18 protein-coding genes and 1 riboswitch are annotated in these 15,856 nt (G+C 70.4%); of the genes, 5 read left to right on the forward strand and 13 right to left on the reverse strand.

Going from position 1 to position 15,856, the window contains the following annotated elements:
* Positions 1-33: 33 nt before the first annotated feature.
* Genes LDL49_RS00870 through LDL49_RS00895 form a run of 6 tightly spaced genes read right to left on the reverse strand, consistent with a single transcriptional unit; the run spans position 34 to position 6,559 of the window.
* Entirely contained in the window at positions 34-1,050 is a 1,017-nt protein-coding gene (locus tag LDL49_RS00870) for a methyltransferase (RefSeq protein ID WP_225288906.1), read from the reverse strand.
* The gene (locus tag LDL49_RS00875; RefSeq protein WP_225288907.1) at positions 1,047-2,261 is read right to left on the reverse strand and encodes a cytochrome P450 family protein; all 1,215 of its coding nucleotides are present in this window, start codon (positions 2,259-2,261) and stop codon (positions 1,047-1,049) included. Before LDL49_RS00875 ends, LDL49_RS00870 begins: the two co-directional genes overlap by 4 nt.
* A complete protein-coding gene (locus LDL49_RS00880) occupies positions 2,258-3,586 on the reverse strand; it encodes a TfuA-like protein (protein ID WP_225288908.1) in 1,329 nt (442 codons plus the stop codon). Before LDL49_RS00880 ends, LDL49_RS00875 begins: the two co-directional genes overlap by 4 nt.
* Positions 3,586-4,743 carry a YcaO-like family protein gene (locus tag LDL49_RS00885; protein ID WP_225288909.1) on the reverse strand — a complete coding sequence of 386 codons (1,158 nt, stop codon included), beginning with the start codon at positions 4,741-4,743 and terminating at the stop codon, positions 3,586-3,588. Before LDL49_RS00885 ends, LDL49_RS00880 begins: the two co-directional genes overlap by 1 nt.
* Positions 4,744-4,764: 21 nt before the next feature.
* Entirely contained in the window at positions 4,765-5,577 is an 813-nt protein-coding gene (locus LDL49_RS00890; protein ID WP_225288910.1) for an ABC transporter permease, read from the reverse strand.
* 40 nt (positions 5,578-5,617) lie between these two features.
* Positions 5,618-6,559: an ABC transporter ATP-binding protein gene (locus LDL49_RS00895; RefSeq protein ID WP_225288911.1), complete on the reverse strand. Its 942-nt coding sequence runs from the start codon at positions 6,557-6,559 to the stop codon at positions 5,618-5,620.
* Between the two features lie 251 nt (positions 6,560-6,810).
* Here LDL49_RS00895 and LDL49_RS58130 point away from each other — a divergent pair, with 251 nt between their 5' ends.
* Together LDL49_RS58130 and LDL49_RS00905 are read left to right on the forward strand one after the other, a co-directional pair.
* The gene (locus LDL49_RS58130; protein WP_225288912.1) at positions 6,811-8,655 is read left to right on the forward strand and encodes a BTAD domain-containing putative transcriptional regulator; all 1,845 of its coding nucleotides are present in this window, start codon (positions 6,811-6,813) and stop codon (positions 8,653-8,655) included.
* Positions 8,656-8,766: 111 nt separating this feature from the next.
* Positions 8,767-9,018: a LuxR C-terminal-related transcriptional regulator gene (locus LDL49_RS00905; protein WP_225288913.1), complete on the forward strand. Its 252-nt coding sequence runs from the start codon at positions 8,767-8,769 to the stop codon at positions 9,016-9,018.
* A 51-nt stretch (positions 9,019-9,069) separates the two neighbouring features.
* Here the strand turns inward: LDL49_RS00905 and LDL49_RS00910 are convergent, their stop codons facing one another.
* Complete coding sequence (locus LDL49_RS00910) at positions 9,070-9,432, reverse strand: nuclear transport factor 2 family protein (protein ID WP_225288914.1); 363 nt, start codon at positions 9,430-9,432, stop codon at positions 9,070-9,072.
* A 420-nt stretch (positions 9,433-9,852) separates the two neighbouring features.
* Entirely contained in the window at positions 9,853-10,452 is a 600-nt protein-coding gene (locus tag LDL49_RS00915; RefSeq protein ID WP_225288915.1) for a C40 family peptidase, read from the reverse strand.
* A 3-nt stretch (positions 10,453-10,455) separates the two neighbouring features.
* Positions 10,456-10,592: riboswitch (cyclic di-AMP (ydaO/yuaA leader) on the reverse strand.
* 128 nt (positions 10,593-10,720) lie between these two features.
* On the opposite strand from LDL49_RS00915, the gene LDL49_RS00920 reads away from it, so the two are divergent.
* Positions 10,721-11,488: a helix-turn-helix domain-containing protein gene (locus LDL49_RS00920; RefSeq protein ID WP_308016047.1), complete on the forward strand. Its 768-nt coding sequence runs from the start codon at positions 10,721-10,723 to the stop codon at positions 11,486-11,488.
* Here LDL49_RS00920 and LDL49_RS56535 read toward each other — a convergent pair.
* Both LDL49_RS56535 and LDL49_RS00930 read right to left on the reverse strand, forming a co-directional pair.
* Positions 11,471-11,635: a LuxR C-terminal-related transcriptional regulator gene (locus LDL49_RS56535; RefSeq protein ID WP_308016048.1), complete on the reverse strand. Its 165-nt coding sequence runs from the start codon at positions 11,633-11,635 to the stop codon at positions 11,471-11,473. The genes LDL49_RS00920 and LDL49_RS56535 overlap by 18 nt on opposite strands.
* 17 nt (positions 11,636-11,652) lie before the next feature.
* Positions 11,653-12,015: a hypothetical protein gene (locus tag LDL49_RS00930; RefSeq protein WP_225289861.1), complete on the reverse strand. Its 363-nt coding sequence runs from the start codon at positions 12,013-12,015 to the stop codon at positions 11,653-11,655.
* Between LDL49_RS00930 and LDL49_RS00935 the strand changes: the two genes are divergently transcribed.
* The gene (locus LDL49_RS00935; RefSeq protein ID WP_225288918.1) at positions 12,014-12,631 is read left to right on the forward strand and encodes a dihydrofolate reductase family protein; all 618 of its coding nucleotides are present in this window, start codon (positions 12,014-12,016) and stop codon (positions 12,629-12,631) included. The genes LDL49_RS00930 and LDL49_RS00935 overlap by 2 nt on opposite strands.
* A 33-nt stretch (positions 12,632-12,664) precedes the next feature.
* On the opposite strand, the gene LDL49_RS00940 is transcribed toward LDL49_RS00935, so the two are convergent.
* Together LDL49_RS00940 and LDL49_RS00945 are read right to left on the reverse strand one after the other, a co-directional pair.
* On the reverse strand, positions 12,665-13,306 hold the full coding sequence (locus LDL49_RS00940; RefSeq protein ID WP_225288919.1) for an NAD(P)-dependent oxidoreductase: 642 nt from the start codon (positions 13,304-13,306) through the stop codon (positions 12,665-12,667).
* 49 nt (positions 13,307-13,355) lie between these two features.
* Complete coding sequence (locus LDL49_RS00945) at positions 13,356-14,294, reverse strand: EamA family transporter (protein ID WP_225288920.1); 939 nt, start codon at positions 14,292-14,294, stop codon at positions 13,356-13,358.
* 45 nt (positions 14,295-14,339) lie between these two features.
* On the opposite strand from LDL49_RS00945, the gene LDL49_RS00950 reads away from it, so the two are divergent.
* On the forward strand, positions 14,340-14,831 hold the full coding sequence (locus LDL49_RS00950; protein ID WP_225288921.1) for a MarR family winged helix-turn-helix transcriptional regulator: 492 nt from the start codon (positions 14,340-14,342) through the stop codon (positions 14,829-14,831).
* Between the two features lie 34 nt (positions 14,832-14,865).
* Here the strand turns inward: LDL49_RS00950 and LDL49_RS00955 are convergent, their stop codons facing one another.
* Positions 14,866-15,717, reverse strand: a complete 852-nt coding sequence (locus tag LDL49_RS00955) for a maleylpyruvate isomerase family mycothiol-dependent enzyme (RefSeq protein ID WP_225288922.1) — start codon at positions 15,715-15,717, stop codon at positions 14,866-14,868.
* Positions 15,718-15,856: the final 139 nt, after the last annotated feature.

Genomic DNA, 15,856 nt, shown 5'->3' on the forward strand with positions numbered 1-15,856 from the left:
ATCGGTCGGGGCGGACACCCGGAGAATCGGCCCTCAGGACGGATCGGCGACGAGGATCCGAATCGCCGAACCCCGCAGCGGCGGCGTGACGTCGGCCAGGTGGAACCCGCCGGCCGCGAGCAGGGCGTGGAACTCGGCCCGGCCGCGTTCCCGGCCGCCGGTGTAGACGAGCATGGCGATGTCGCTCATGACGACGCCGGCCGCCTCCGGTGTGCCGAGGCCGGCCGGCGTCACCGGTTCCAGCACCAGCAGGCGCCCGCCCGCCGCGATCGAGGCGCGGCAGTTGCGCAGCAGCGCGGTGCACCGCTGGTCGTCCCAATCGTGCAGGACGCCTTTCAGCAGCATGAGATCGCCTTCGGGCACGGCCTTGAAGAAGTCGCCCACCTGCCTGGTGCACCGGTCGGCCAGCCCCGCCTGCCTGAACGTTTCAGTGGCGGCGGCCCCGCCGTCGGCGGTGTCGTACAGGATGCCCCGGGCGCCGGGCGTGGCCGCCAGTACCGCGGCGAGCAGCGCGCCGTTTCCGCCCCCGATGTCGACCACGGTGCGGGCGCCGGTGAAGTCGTACGCCTGGGCGACCTCTGACGCGACGCGCTCGGTGCCCTCGCACATGGCCGTGTTGAAGATCTCCGACAGGTCCGGATGGCCGGCCAGGTAGGCGAAGAGCGGCTGGTCGTGCACGTGATCGAAGGCGGCCGCACCCGTACGCACGCTGTGGGTCAAGGCCCCCCATGCCTGCCAGGTGGCGGGGTCGCCGAGCAGCAGCACGCTGGAGCGCATCGACCAGGGATGGTCGGCACACAGCGGCTGACCCAGCTCGGCCAGCGCGAGGTGTCCCGGCGCCACCTCATCGACCACGCCCAGGACCACCAGAGCCCGCGACAGCCGCGCCAGCGCCCGCGGGTCGGCCCCGATGGCGTGCGCCAGTTTCTCGACCGGCAGCGCACCGGCGGCGAGGGCATCCGGAATGCCCAGGCGGACGGCCGCGTACAGGATCTGCGAGGTGGCGTAGCCGAACGCCATCCGGGACAGCTCTCCGTACCCCTTGATCATGAGCTCATCTCCAACAGCAGCGGCAGGCGGCGGACACCATGCAGGAACAGGTCCGGCGTCCACTCCAGGTCGGCCGGGTCGACGGCCAGGGCGAGGCCGGGGAAACGGCGCACCAGCGCGCCGATGGCGGCCCTGGCCTGCAGCCGGGCCAGCGCGGCGCCGAGGCAGAAGTGGATGCCGTGGCCGAAGCCCAGGTGCCGGTTCGGGGTGCGGCCGATGTCGAAGACATCCGGCCGGTGGAACACCGCCGGGTCGCGGTTGGCGGCCAGCAGCACCGGCACGACGATGTCACCGCGGGGGATCACCGAGGGGCCGATGTCCACGTCCGCCAGCGCGAACAGCGGCCGTGAGTGCCCGACCGGGCCGTTGAAGCGCAGCACCTCCTCCACCGCGGAGTCGATCAGCTGGGGACGGGCGCGGAGGCGTTCGAGCTGGTCAGGGTGGCGCAGGAGCTCCAGCACTCCGTTGCCGATGAGGTTGACCGTCGTCTCGTCTCCGGCCAGCAGCAACTGGAACACGCTGGACACCAGCTCGGCGCGCGTGATCTCCGTCGACCGGACGAGCTGGGAGAGCAGGTCCGCGCCCGGGCGGGCCCGGCGCTCGTCGAGCTGCTCGTTGACGTAGGCGACGAACGCGATTCCGGTACGGCGCACCAGCGCCGCGTCCCGGCTGCGCAGCATGTCGTCGCTCCATCCGCGCAGCCGGCCCCGGTCGCCGATCGGGAAGCCGATCAGCTCCGCGACGATCAGGAACGGCAGCGGCAGGGCCAGGACCTCGATCAGGTCGGCCCCGTCCCCGGCGGCCGCCAGGTCGTCGATCAGCTCGCCGACGACCTGATGGATACGCCGTTCCAGCGCCGCCACCGTCCGGGGTCCGAACGCGGGCGCCATCAGCCGCCGCAGCCGGGTGTGGTCGGGCGGGTCGAGGTTGAACATGTTCCGCCGCACCGTCGCCAGCGGGTCGTTCTCCCACCGGCGGTGAAAGGCGGCCAGTTCGGCGGGCAGCCGGTCGAGTTGCCGCCCGATGTCCGGGTGGTGGAGCGCGCGCTGCACGTCGGCGTACCGGGTCAGGTACCAGGACACGCGACCGCTCGCCGGGGCGTGGCGGTAGACCGGCGCCCGCTCGCGCATGCGGTGGAAGAGCGGGTGCGGGTCCCGGCGGTGCTGCGAGCCGGTCGGGTCGAACGTCTGCTCAAGCCCGGTCGCGCTCATCGCCCCTTGGCCTTGCGCACATCCAGGGCGAAGAACCTGGCGGCGGTCTGTCCCAGGTCCGCCATGCTGAGGAACCCGCGCCGCGCCAGCTCGACCTCGGCGGTCGTTCCCGGGCCGTTCCAGTGGCGGGAGAAGATCCGTCCGCAGATCGCCGGCGCCGGGACGACCACCCGGCCGCGGGTCTGTTCCGCGATCTCATCGGCGCGGGCGACGAGGTCGGACCACTCGGGCCAGCGGCTCGATTCCCGGATCCGCTCCAGGACGATCGGCCGCCAATCCGCCGACTGCCAGACGGGCCACACCCGCACCATGACCAGGCGGAGCTGCTCGGCGACGGGCAGGGTGGCCCGCTCCGTCTCCGACAGCCACGGCGCGAGGACGTGCGGCAGGCCGGCCTGGTCATCGACACCGAGCCTGGCGCGGGTGTACGCCTCCAGCCCCAGGCCCCGCCCGGCGGCGAAGTCCGCCAGAAGGCCGGTCAGGACCTCCTCGTGCAGCCCCGGGTAGTCCTGACCGAACAGCCGCGCCGCGTCCAGGACGTCGAGATCGGACATCCACCTGCCCGGCGCGTACTCCCGCATCGACCGCCAGGCCAGCGCCTCATAGTGGGTGATGCCCGTCAGAGCCACCTCGGCCGCCCACGTGTCGGGCGCTTCGGCATGGTGCCCGCCCACGGCTCTCAGAGCGGCCATCGCGTCCAGCCGCTTCAGGTCCCACTCACCCGTCCCGATCCTGCGCTCCAGCGTGCTCAGCGCGTCGCCGGCGTCCGGGCCCAGGGCCTCTTCCAGCTCCCGCCAGGTCCGGTGTACGAAGGGCCGGGCCCTCGCCGCCTCGACGATCCGCTCGCCGGCCGCCGCCGGGACCAGGCCGCTCTTGGCGCCCTCCTGGCAGCCGTAGCGGATGTTGACCATGGCCACCGTGCCGGTGGGGTATCCGCGTTCCGCCGGCCCGTGCAGGACCGCCACCTCGTCATCCCCATCGACCTCGCCGCTCGCGTACATGTGGAAGACGGATCCGACGCCCCGCATCCCGTACGGGCTCAGCTCCGCCGCCCGCAGCGCCCCCATGCTCGCCGCCCCGATGACGTTCACGCCTTCGTTGAGCAGCCAGAGAATCTCCTTGTGGCCCACGGACAGCCGCTCCCGGTAGTACCCGTCGATGATGACGGCGGTGTCGTCCCGGCCCCACTCCTCCCGGAGAAGATCGCCCCGGGCCACGGGCGGCCGCGCCTGTGCGCCGGGAAGCACGGCGCGGACCTCGTCTTGCGAGATCGTCGGCCCGGCGTAGACGACGGTCTTCTGGCGGCTGGTCTTCTGGCGGCTCACTAGAACACCTCCGGGGTGACGCGGCTGCCCGGCGCCACCACTCTGACCACCGGGACGCCGATCTCGTCCCTCGTCAGATCGACGACGAGCGGGGCGGCGGAGAACGCGGCCGCGGCCCGGCCGACCACGTCCGCCAGATCATCGACCAGGCTCTGGTGAGCCGTCAGCTTCGGGATCGCCTCACCGGTGTCCGTCGCGGGCACGGGCCGGTGCCGCGCGCCGTCGTGGACGCCCGGATGGAGGTCGTCTCTCGCGCCCGAGATGTAGCCGAGCCTGGCCTGCGCGGCCTCGGTGACGGCACGGGTGAGCGCTATCTCCGAGCCGAGGTGGCAGCCGAATCCCATGAACGCCGGTGGATAGTCGTCGCAGGAGATCCGGGCGAGGAAGCACGGCAGCCCGGTGGGCGACGGCAGGGACCTCACCTCGAGACCGACCCGGGCCCGCGTGAGCAGCCCGCACAGCTCGTCGACGACCGGCGACCCCAGCGTCCCCGGGTCGACGAGGACGCCCTTGTCGCCGCCGGCCATCGCGGTGGTCACGGCGTCCCGCTCGATCACCTCGTACAGCGCGTGCAGGACGGCCTCGACCAGCGTGTTCCCGCTGGCCAGGCCGTTCGTCGACTCGAAGAACACCGGCGGGTTCCAGCCGCTCTTGCGCAGGAGGGAGAATCCCACCGATTCCTTGGGCACCAGCCGCTCCGACCCGTCGACCAGCGACCGGCCGACGACCCAGTCCAGCGGCAGCCCGTCGTGCAGCACGGTCGGCGGGGAGAGCGGCAGGTCACGGACGTCATAGCCGAGTTGCCCGCCGACCTCGCGAGGGGAGGCCGTCGTCACCGGCGTCATGGGTTGCTCGGCATGCCAGAGCTCGACGGCCTCCATCATCGCGGACAGCCTCGCCAGCTCGGGCGTGATTCCCTTCCCCTGAGACACGGCGAGCGTCCGGGAAGTCGGCCTGATCGCCTGAAAAGTCGGGATGCCGATGGTGTCCAGCCGGGTGATGTCCGCGACCCTGGTGATCCCGACCATCCGGGCCGCACGGCCGGCCATCTCCAGCGTGGCCGTCGGGTCGTGAGCTCTGTCCGTGCCCGGCAGCCGGACCTTGGACCGGTCGGACCGCGAGAGAAGCCACGAGAGAGAGGAGTTGTCTGTCCGCATCGTCCCCTGCCCTTGACGAGTTCAGATGTTGCGAGCGCGCTTGATCAGGGCCCGGCCGCCCACGGTGTAGCTGATGGCCGCCAGGACGGCCAAAACCAGCAGGTCCAGCCACGCGTCGGCGAAACCGAAGAACGCGGCGTTGCGCATGCCGTCGATCGCGTACGTCAGCGGGTTGATCATCGCTACCCACTGCAGCACGGTGGGCATGCTGTCGATCGGGTAGAGCGACGGGGCGCTGAACACGAGCACGGGGATCGACACGTTCGACAGCAGCATGAAGACCTGGTAGTCGGTGATCAAGATCGCCGTCGCCAGATACAGCCCGTTGAAGGCCAGGGCGGCCAGCGTGAGCGTCGACAGCAGGCCGACCCAGGCTTGCAGGTCGAACGGCAACGCGAAGATGAGCACCGCCACGCCCAGGGCCAGCAGCGCCTGTCCCAGCACCAGCGACACGCCCGCGATCACCTTGCCGAGCAGGAACCGCGACCTGCGCAGCGGGTAGGACCACAGCTGTGTCGCCGCGCCGCTCATCTCCTCCTGGAACACCGCCATGCCGGACGTTCCCGCCGCGCTGACCACCGACATCGCCAGCGTCATGGGCAGCAGGAAGATCGTGAACGGCACGTCGACGCCCTTGTAGTGGACGACTCTGAGGAGGTTGCCCAGGGAGGTGTTCACGAGCAGCAGGTAGATCAGCATCGGGGCCAGGCCGAGGATGAGATACACCCGGTTGCGGGCGAGCAGCGCGTACTCGCGGTAGAGCACCGCGGACAGGTCGGCCGCCTTCGGGGTCCCGGTCGGAGGAGTGTTGTCGAATGCCAGCTTGGCGGCCACATTTATCCCCTTTTGTCCTCTTTTCGGGCCCTTTTGCTGGTCAGTCCTCGGTCTCCGTCATCCGGAGGAACACCTGCTCCAGCGAGTCCGTGACGGTCGAGACGCCGGAGATCGCGACGCCGTGGTCCAGGCAGTGCCGCGACAGCTCCGGCAGCACCTCCCGCGCTCGCGCGCCGTGGATGCGGACGTCGGACTCCTCGGTCGTGGCCGTGAGCCCGGCCAGCTCCGCCCAGGCCGCCACCACCAGGCCGGCGGCGGGATCATCGAGGGTCACCAGCAAGTGGGTGGTGCCGAACTCCTCGACGAGTTCGCGCGGTTTGGCGAAGCGCAGCACCCGTCCGTGGTCGATGACCATCACGCGCTGGCTGTTGCGTTCCAGCTCGTCGATGTGGTGGCTGGTCCACAGCACGGTCACGCCGTGCTCCTCGCGCAGCCAGGTCACGAAACGCTCGATGTGCCGCCGCCCCACCACGTCCAGTCCCGCGGATGGCTCGTCGAGGATCAGCAGTCGCGGAATGGTGAGCAACGCCCGTACCAGCTGCAACCGCTGCCGCTGACCGCCCGACAGCTGGAAGCAGAATCGCGGCAGCGACTCCGTCAAGCCGAGGAACTCCGCCAGTTCGAGCGCCCACGGCCGCACGGCACGCCACTTCAGACCGCGGAACCGGGCGGCGATCCGCAGGTTGTCGAGCGCCGGCAGCATCATGTCGAACGGGCCTGACTGGTGCATCGCCCCGATGCCGCTCTTGGCGGCGACCGGCTGGCGCACCGGATCGGCGTCGAAGACGCGGACCTGGCCGGAGGTAGGGGTGGTGACCCCGCAGATCATTTTGATCAGGGTCGTCTTCCCGGCGCCGTTGGGCCCCAGGAGCCCGATGGTCTCTCCCCGCGCGATCTCGAACGAGACATCGTCCACCGCCGGTCTCTCGCTGCGCCGATAGCGTTTGGTCAGCCCCACGGCCGTCACCACATCGCTCGACACGGCACCACCCTTCACTTCCCGCTCCACCAAACGTGCAGGTTGCCGGCTGCTGGAGATGTGTCGCAGGTCGAGTATGGACCGGCGATCAGCAGGTGACACAACCCCACAAACGTGGGCTATACGCGACGGTATGCCGAACGACAGAGGGCACATTGTGCGCTCGCGCCGCGCTGATCATCATCGGCACATGGACCCGGTTCAGTCGCGCATCTCAGCCAAAGCTCAGGGACCATCGAGGCGGTGGCATCCGAGTGAACGCCAAGCCGCCTGATCCGTACACCCTGCGCATGCCGGCCGGCAGTCCCGGCGTGACCTGGCAGCTCCCGGAGGAGAGCGACCCGGCGGCGCCCCTGCCGTGCGTGGTCCTCGTGGATCGTGCGGGTATCTCCGAGTTCGCCGTGCTCCAGCGCGGGCTGCGCACGCTCGGCGTGCCGAGCGTGCGGATCGACGCCGGGTCGATCGGCGGCCTGCGGATCCTCACCCGGCTCGACGACGGCTCGCTGACCGTGAACGGCCGCCGCATCATCCCCACCGTCACCTGGGTACGGCACTTGTCACCGCGGGCCGTGCAGGGGGAGAACGGCTCGGCGCCGTCCCTGTTCCGGGCCGATTCGTGGGCCGCCCTCATCGACCAGCTGTCGTCGCTGTCGGCCACCCGGCTGCCCGGCGGCAGCGATCTGGGGCGGCTGGTTCAGCTGGACGGCGCGGCAGAGGCAGGGGTCCGTACCCCGCGAACGATCGCCACGACCGACCTGGGGGCGGCGAGCGCGGCGCTGGCCAGCGACCGGATCATCGTCAAGGCCCTCGACCAGCATTTCGTCGAGACCGAACCGGGCACCCTGCACGGGGTCTTCCCGGAGATCGTGGCCGGAGTCGCGGCCAGAAGGCTGCCCGCGCGGGACGCGCCCATGATCGTCCAGGAGTACGTCGAGCACTGGGCGGAGCTGCGCGTCTACTTCGTGGATGGCGAGATTCGGGCCTTCCGCGTCGGCAAACCATCGCCGGAGGCGATCTGGCGCGACGCGGCGTCGGTCACGGTGGCTCCGGCGGCGGCGCCGGAGCCCGTGGTGGAGGCGGTGCGCCGGCTCGCCGGGATCTGGGGCCTGCGCTACGGCGCCTTCGACTTCCTGCTGACCAGGCAAGGGCCGGTCTTCCTCGAAGTCAATCGCGACGGCGACTGGCGGTGGTTCGAAGCGAAGGCCGGTGTCGACGACGTCTCCATCGCCACGCTTTCCACGGTGCGCGCCCTCCACCGCCAGGTGGCCAGGGCGGGTTCGGCCACGATAGACCTGGCCGGATTCCTGGCGCTGGGCACCGACCGGATCAAGCGGGCGAAAGCCGTGACCTCCCGCATGGACGCCCGCGTGCTCGGCGCGCTCGAGGTGCGGGTGGACGGCACGATCGTGCATGTCAGCGCCAGGAAGGCCCGGCTGCTGGCCGCCATCCTGCTCTCCCGCCCGAACCAGGTGATTCCGACGGACCAGCTGATCGACTCCTTGTGGGGAGAACGACCGCCCCCCACGGCACGCAAGAACCTCCAGGTCTACGTCTCGGCGTTGCGGAGGAGCTTCGGGGATCGGATCTCCTACCAAGGCTGGGGATACCGTCTCGACGCCGGGCCGGACGAACTCGACCTCCTCAGGTTCCGGCGGCTGGCCGGCGCCGGCCGGGACATGCGGCGCAGGGGCGACGCCGATGCCGCGTTGGCCGTGCTCGATGACGCCCTGCGCCTGTGGAGCGGTCAGCCGCTCGCGGAGTTCTCGGGTGTCGCCCTGGTCGATGAGGCGGTCGGCCGATTCACCGACCTGTACCTCACCGTCAATGAGGACTGGGCGGAACTCGAGATCGAGCGGGGCGGCCACGTCGAGGCGCTGAACCGGCTCGACGACCTGGTGCCCTTCTTTCCCGCGCGCGAGCGGCTCGTGGCGGCCAGGATGACCGCTCTCGCCGGTTGCGGCCGCGCGCCGGAGGCGCTCTCGCAGTTCGAGACCGTACGCCGGCATCTCGTGGCCGAACTCGGCATCGACCCCAGCCCCGTACTCAGGAATCTCTACGAGGAGATCTTCCAGGGGCAACTCGCCAGAGCCGATCCTTAACCGGCCGCATGGTCCGGCCATACCGCTGATTAAGCAGACGCTTCTAGCTTGCACACAGAGGCGCTTCACCAGGGGCGCCTCTGGCCAAAGCGATCCGAACCGGGACTTGCTATGGATCTTGTTTTCGACGATCTGATAAACGATCGCGACACGCGGCTGATCGTCCTGCTGGCCAGGGGATACACCACGACAAGGATCGCCCGCGAGCTGAAACTCAGCAGATATACGGTGGCGGAGCGGATCAGCAAGCTCCTCGACCGATTCGCCTGCAGCAACCGGAGTCAGCTCGTGGCGTACTCCTATGCCCACAAGCTCCTGGACGTCGGCATCTGGCCACCCGGCGCCACCGACACGGCCGGCTGATTTCCAGCCGTCTCGGTGGCGACGTGGCCCGACGCCGGGCTGGGGGCCGCGTCAGAACATGCCGTGTGGCACCTCCGCCGGTTCGGGGACCGGCTGGACCACGTCCCAGTGCTCGGCGATCAGGCCGTCTTCGACTCGCCAGAAGTCCACGACCGCCAGCCCGCGCCCGCCTTCCCGAGGGATCAGGTGATAGTGCATCACCACGAGATCGCCTTCCGCGACGACCCGCTTGAGCTCCAGCCGGGAGGTGGCCAGCGGGGAGTCTCTGATGAAGTCGATGAAGGCACGCCTGCCCGACGGGTTGCCCGGGCTGTGCTCGATGAAGTCCTCGCTCAGGAGCGTCTGGAGCACCTCGATGTTGCCCGCGGCGAACTCCGCGAAGCCGGCCATGATGATTTCTTTGCTGCTCGTCATGGGAGAACGCTGACAGCGGCCGCGGGGCGGTGTCGATTACATGGGATGTAATGGCGCAACCCGCGTAGGCTCATCGCCTTACTCGGTGTGGGCGGCGAAATGGTCGGTGCCCAGCACGGTGAGCAGGGCGAGTGGGACGCCACCGCGCTCGATGACCCGGTGGGCGCATCAATGCGCGGTCACCACGCGGAGCATGCCCGCTGACTCGGCGGGGGCCACGTACCAGCCGGATGTCGCGACCTTCTCCTCGGTGACCGCCGACCCGGATCCGTAGGAATGGGCCGGCCTCGCCCAGCTGCTCGGCCGAGGCGAACACCGGCGCGATCGCCCTCTACGAGCGGTTCGGCTTCGAGACCCGCAAGCCCATGACCTTCCGGGGGTTCCGCACGCCGCGACGGCTTCCGTCACTGAGCCGGGGCGCTACCGGACCTTGATCCGCAGGGCCCCCGCCGTTGGCCACAGGCCGGCGGTGAGCATGGTGGTCTTGCGTTGCTCGATGGAGAGCCGCACGCCCTTGGGGTCCGGCCGTACGGCGCCCGCGAACGAGTCCCTGCGCCAGTCGGAGAGCTTCTCCTCCTTGACCACGTCTCCGGTGTGCGGTGCGTGCACCATGTATCCGGGCCTGGAGATCATCCCCACGTGCCCGAGGCCGTGGAAGAAGACCAGGTCACCTGGCTTGAGGTGGTCCCAGGAGATCTTCTTGGAGAACGCGCTGTACTGCTCCGTCGTGGTGCGCGGCAACTCGATCCCGGCGTGCTCGTACGCCCGGAGCATGAGCCCGGAGCAGTCGTAGCCGCTGTCGCTGGTCCCGCCCCAGACATACGGGATACCGCGCTTCTTCATGGCGAACTTCAGGGCGACCTTCCAGGCCGGAGTGGTCTGGCGCTGCTGCTGGACGGGCTTGCTCTCGGTGCTGGTAGGGGTGGTGGTGCCGTTAGGGGTGGTGGGGTCGGCGTGGGCCGGAGCGGCCAGAGTGAGCCCGGCGACGGCAGCCGCCAGGCAGATGGCGAGGGGAGCCACTGCTGTGTCCTTCCATACGGCCTACCGGGTTAGCTGACGGGCTCGGGCCTGGAAGTGGCCCTACGGCGATGCCGATTCGCCCCAGAGGGAACTTGGGTCCCCGGCTCCACGCAGGTGAGTGGATTAGGCGGGACGAACACTAACAAAACGGTCAAAGACTTGTAAACAGTCTAAAATCGGGCGCCATCCAGGAGGTGGTCCCCGCTGACATGACATGGCAGGTAATCGACACCACCCGTCCGACCAGGTAGAACCGGCCAGTATGCACATGGATCAGCCGATAGGGGAGTTGCTGCGGGACTGGCGGCACCGGCGCGGGCTCACCCAGCTCGACCTGGCCCTCCAGACCGACGTGTCCGCGCGGCACGTCAGCTTCGTCGAGACCGGGCGGACGATCCCCAGCCGGTCCATGGTGCTGCGGCTGGCCGAGCAGCTCGACGTGCCGCTACGCGCGCGCAACCGGCTGCTGGTCGCGGCCGGATATGCGCCCATCTATCCCGAGCGGCCGCTTGACGACCCCGACCTGGGCAAGGCGTACGAGGCGCTCCGGCGGATCCTGCGCGGGCACGAGCCGTATCCGGCGCTCGCCCTGGACCACCGGTGGAACCTGTTGCTGGCCAACGACGCCATGAACGTCTTCCTCGACGACGTGGACCCGGCCCTCCTGGAGCCGCCGGTGAACATGATGCGGCTGGGACTTCACCCGGACGGGTTCGCGCCGCGCGTGCGGAACCTGGCGCAGGTCCGCGGGTTCCTGCTGCCCCGGCTCGCCAGGCAGGTCGCCCGTGCGGGGGATCCGGAGCTGAGCGCGCTCTACGAGGAGCTGCTGAGCTATGGGGACGACGGTGAGGCGCCGCCGCCCGACCCCGCCGACATCGCGCTGCCCATACGGATCACGCATCGGGGGGAGGAGCTCTGCTTCTTCAGTACGATCACGACGTTCGGCGCGGCGTTCGACATCACGCTCGAAGGGGTCGCCGTCGAGGCGTACTTCCCCGCCGACGACGAGACCACGCGGCTACTCGGAGACCGTTGACGCCACTGACTTGGCGAGTTCGGTACGGTTCGCGACACCCGGCTTCGCGCACGCGTGCGCCAGGGGCGTCTTGACCGTACTGCGGCTCATGAAGAGCCGTTTGCCGATCTCCGGGTTCGTCAGCCCGTCGACGGCCGGCTGGACCACCTCGCGCTCGGCCGGGGTCAGGCCGGCCCAGCCGCTCGCCGTCCGGTGCGGGCCCGCCGCGCGTAGGCGATGGCCTCGTCGAGGTCCATCAGACGGCCCTCGGCCAGCACGTCGTCGCACGCGGGTGCCCCCAGGGCCAGCCTCCCGGCCCGGTCAGGGTCAGACAGCGCGCGCCGGTGAGGGCGACGGCGATCGGGCGGAGCTCGGCGTGGCGGCCGACGAACGACGTCAGCTCGGCGGGCAGACGTCGTGGAGGCCGGGCCGGTCTGCCTGCCTCTGACCATGTACGAATGCCGCAGATCGGCCACCTGGCCGATGTTGTCGCTCGCCGTACTCCCGAAGATGGTGGCAACGGAGCAAACGATAAGGAAGTGACTCATGACCACAGCTCAGAACGCCGGCCGCACCGTCATCGGCAACATCCTCCTGTCCCTGGACGGCCGCGTCTCGGGCCCGGCGGGCGAGTACGACATGAGCTGGATCGTGCCGCACGCCATCAGCGAAGGCGCCAGGGAGCACGTCGCCCGCATCACGGAGACGGCCACCACGGTGCTGCTCGGGCGCAAGAACTACCAGGGATTCGGCGGCTTCTGGCCGTCGGTCGCCAACGACGACGCGGCCGACCCCCGGGACCGGTCCTTCTCCCGGTGGCTCAACACCGCGGAGAAGGTGGTGTTCTCCTCGACGCTCAAGGAGGCGCCCTGGGAGAACAGCCGCATCGTCGACGCCGCCCCCGCCGAGGTGATCAAGGACCTGCGCGGGCAGGACGGCGGCGACATCGTCGTACTGGCCAGCGGCAGCGTCATCAAGGACCTCCTGCTGGCCGACGAGCTGGACCGGCTGAGCGTCATCCTCGCTCCGGAGCTGGTCGGGGGCGGGGCACGGCTGTTCGAGGACGGGCTGCCGTCGTCGAGCTGGCGTCTCGCGAGCGAGGTCGAGACCACGGCGAGTGGCGCCCTGTGCCTGTTCTACGACCGCGTCCGCGAGGGCGGCTGACGTCGGTACGGGGCGATGCGTCACGCCCGGCGGTCAGTACGCGGCGGTGAACCTGACCCGATGGTGCCTGGGCCGTTCCGCCTCGTCCAGCAGCACGACCGCGAGGTCCTCCATGGAGATCACCGAGTTGCCCGCGGCGTCCATGAGCAGCTCGTCGGCGCCCAGTCGATAGACGCCGGTACGTTCGCCCGGCGCCAGCAGCGCGGCCGGACTCAGGTACGCCCAGTCCACGCCGGTCTCCGCGCGGCACACTTCGAGCTGATCGTTGCAGGCCAGTGCGATGTCGCGATAGGCGTCGGACATGAAGCGCGGGTCGTCGAGCACGGTACGCCCGCCGGACCCGGGAACGGTCAGCCCGGCCGCCCCGCCGACGAGCAGCAGCCGGACGCCGGTCCCCGTGAGCCCCGCCAGCAGCGCCTTGGCGGTCGTGACGAGATCGTGCTCGCGGCCGGTGGGCGGGCGGGTCGCGGTGATCACGAGGTCCTGACCGGTGCTGAGCCTGGTCACGTCCTCGACATGAGCGGCGTCGCCGACCTGGGGATGGGCGCCGGGGTGCAGCGAAGGGAAGCGGGCCGGGTCGCGTACGACGGCGGTGACCTCGTGGCCGCGGGACAGCGCCTCGGCGACCACCCGAGCGCCGACGCCGCCCGCCGCTCCGAACACGGTGATGCGCATGGTTTCTCCTTGAGAAGCAGAGATGAGGGGGTGGGGATCGGCCGGACGGTCAGGGCGTGGGGATCAGCCGGTCACGAATGGGCGCGTCCGCCTGACCTGGCGGCGTCTGCTCTGGGCTGTTACGAGGGCCGCGCCGGGGGCGGCTGGTCTGGGCCGCGACGAGAGCCGCCAGGACGACGAGCCCGCCCACGATCTGGGGCACGGTGAGGGACTGGCCGAGGGCGAGCCAGCCCAGCGCGGTGGCGACCAGCGGGCTGAGCAGGCCGAGGAAGGTGACGTGGGTGGGGGACAGGGCGCGGATCCCGCGGAACCACAGCGAGTAGGCGACGGCCGAGCCGATGACGGCGAGGTAGACGTACCCGGTCAGGTTCGCCGGGCTCAGCGCGGCGGGCGGCGGTCCCTCGACGAGGAGGGCCACCGGGAGCAGCAGCAGGCCGCCGGCCACCAACTGCCAGCCGGTGGTCGCGAGCAGCGGCGCCGGAGAGGTCCACCGCTTGCTGAGGACGACTCCGGTGGCCATGACGATCGCGCCCCCGGCGGCCGCGGCGATGCCGATGGCGTCCAGCCGGGCGTCGGCCCGCAGGACGAGAAGGCTGACGCCGGCCACACCCGCCACGGCGGCGATCGCCGTACGCGCGGACAGGCGCTCGCCGAGCAGGCCGGAGGACAGGCCGGCCACCAGGAGGGGCTGCACCGCGCCGATGGTCGCGGCCACCCCGCCGGGCAGCCGGTAGGCGCCGATGAACAGCAGCGCGAAGAACAGCCCGATGTTGAGCGCACCGAGCGCGAACGCGCGCCACCACCACACGCCTTGCGGCAGGCGCCGGGTGAGCAGGAGGAGCAGTAGCCCGGCGGGCAGGGCCCGGACGACCGCGGCCAGGAGCGGGCGGCCGGGCGGCAGCAGTTCGGTGGTGACGAGGTAGGTGGTCCCCCAGATGGCCGGGGCCAGCGCGGTCACCATGATCAGGGCAAGTCGATTTCTTAGCACTAAGACAATGTATCTCATCGCTAAGACATCCGGTAGGGTGAAGTTGTGACTGATCATGTTGACCGGGTGCTGGAGCAGTGGGCCGAGCAGCGCCCCGACCTGGATGTGTCGCCGATGGCGATCATCGGGCGGCTGTCCAGGCTGTCGCGGCTGATCAGCGCGGAGCTCACGCGTACGTTCAGCGCTCATGAGCTGGACTCGGCGTCGTTCGACGTGCTGGCCACGCTGCGGCGCAATGGACGGTCGTTGACCCCGGCCGAGCTCATGAAGTCGGCCATGGTCACCTCGGGTGCGATCACCCAGCGCCTCGACCGCCTCCAGTCCCGGGGCCTGGTGTCACGTACGCCCAGCGAGAAGGACGGCCGAGTCGTGCACGTCGCGCTCACCGAGGAGGGGCGGGAGCTGATCGACCGGGCGCTGCCGGATCACGTCGAGACCGAGCGCCGGCTGCTCGCCGCGCTCTCCGAGCCCCGGCGCGCCGCCCTGGCCGGCGAGCTCAAGGAGCTCCTGGAGTCGCTGGGCGACACCCTGGACTGAACGGCGGCCGGGGAATCGCTGAGGACGATGGTGCTCAGACGGGCGGGACGAGGGTGAAGTAGCGGGCGAGCACGGCCCGGTCACCGTGCACGTCGAGCCGCTCGTAGGGGATGCGATGCCACAGGAACAGCATGAGGTCCGACGCGGTCCCGGCCACCTCCACGTCACAACCGCCCGATTCCACGAGACTCACGTCGGCCCCGTCCCCGAGACTCACGTCGGCCCCGTCCCCGAGGCTCACGTTGGTCCCTTCCGCGAGGCTCACGTCGGGCCCGTCGAAGCGGACCGTCCACCGCCCCGGCCCGTCGCTCTGCCGGAAGCCGTACGTCTCTCCCGTTCCGGGCGGAGCCGCCGTCCAGGCCCGCCGGGCCGGGGCCATCACCTCGAACGTCTGCCCGACCGCGTCGGCCGCCAACTCCGCGTCCATCGTCCCGGCGGTCCCCGTCACCATTTCGGCGTCCCAGCGGTGGATGGCCGCCTCGATGGTCTGCATCCGCAGCCAGAACCCGACGCTCTGCTCGCCCGACCACGTCCACACCGGCACGCCCGGATCCGTGGTGGCGAACGCGGCCTCCAGCTTGGCGGCGCCCTCCGCGAACCAGTCGAGCAGCCCGGCCGGCAGCGGCCCGGTCGCCGGTGCCCGTGCCGGATCCGGCCAGCCCGCCGGATCGGCCGGCAAGCCGAGGAAGGACAGGTCCGTAGCGTCCGGCTGCTCGGTGAGACGGTCGCCGATGACCCACACCAGGTAGCGGTGCACACCGCCCAGATGCATGACGAGATCGGGCACGCCCCAGCCCGGACAGGACGGCACCAGACCGGAGTCGGCGGCCCGGCACGCCGCCTCGAACGCGCGGATCTCCCGGCCGAAGTGGGAAAGATGATCCATGCCCCCACTCTGCCCGCCCCACTCGATCCCCGCCAGCAGCGAAAGCCTGACACGGCGCCCACGAACACCCGCTGGGCATCTGTTTCCGTTCCCCGAAGGTGGTGTCCCTCCGTAGGGGCCGCTGCTGGAACGGGGCGTT

This window comes from Nonomuraea aurantiaca, assembly GCF_020215705.1.
Lineage (GTDB): Bacteria > Actinomycetota > Actinomycetes > Streptosporangiales > Streptosporangiaceae > Nonomuraea > Nonomuraea aurantiaca.

Excerpts from the sequence above, each read along its gene's own strand:
- LDL49_RS00870 (WP_225288906.1), bottom strand. The coding sequence starts at position 1,050 with ATGATCAAGGGGTACGGAGAGCTGTCCCGGATGGCGTTCGGCTACGCC.
- LDL49_RS00875 (WP_225288907.1), bottom strand. The coding sequence starts at position 2,261 with ATGAGCGCGACCGGGCTTGAGCAGACGTTCGACCCGACCGGCTCGCAG.
- LDL49_RS00885 (WP_225288909.1), bottom strand. The coding sequence starts at position 4,743 with ATGCGGACAGACAACTCCTCTCTCTCGTGGCTTCTCTCGCGGTCCGAC.
- LDL49_RS00905 (WP_225288913.1), top strand. The coding sequence starts at position 8,767 with ATGGATCTTGTTTTCGACGATCTGATAAACGATCGCGACACGCGGCTG.
- LDL49_RS00910 (WP_225288914.1), bottom strand. The coding sequence starts at position 9,432 with ATGACGAGCAGCAAAGAAATCATCATGGCCGGCTTCGCGGAGTTCGCC.
- LDL49_RS00920 (WP_308016047.1), top strand. The coding sequence starts at position 10,721 with ATGGATCAGCCGATAGGGGAGTTGCTGCGGGACTGGCGGCACCGGCGC.
- LDL49_RS00935 (WP_225288918.1), top strand. The coding sequence starts at position 12,014 with ATGACCACAGCTCAGAACGCCGGCCGCACCGTCATCGGCAACATCCTC.
- LDL49_RS00930 (WP_225289861.1), bottom strand. The coding sequence starts at position 12,015 with ATGAGTCACTTCCTTATCGTTTGCTCCGTTGCCACCATCTTCGGGAGT.
- LDL49_RS00940 (WP_225288919.1), bottom strand. The coding sequence starts at position 13,306 with ATGCGCATCACCGTGTTCGGAGCGGCGGGCGGCGTCGGCGCTCGGGTG.
- LDL49_RS00955 (WP_225288922.1), bottom strand. The coding sequence starts at position 15,717 with ATGGATCATCTTTCCCACTTCGGCCGGGAGATCCGCGCGTTCGAGGCG.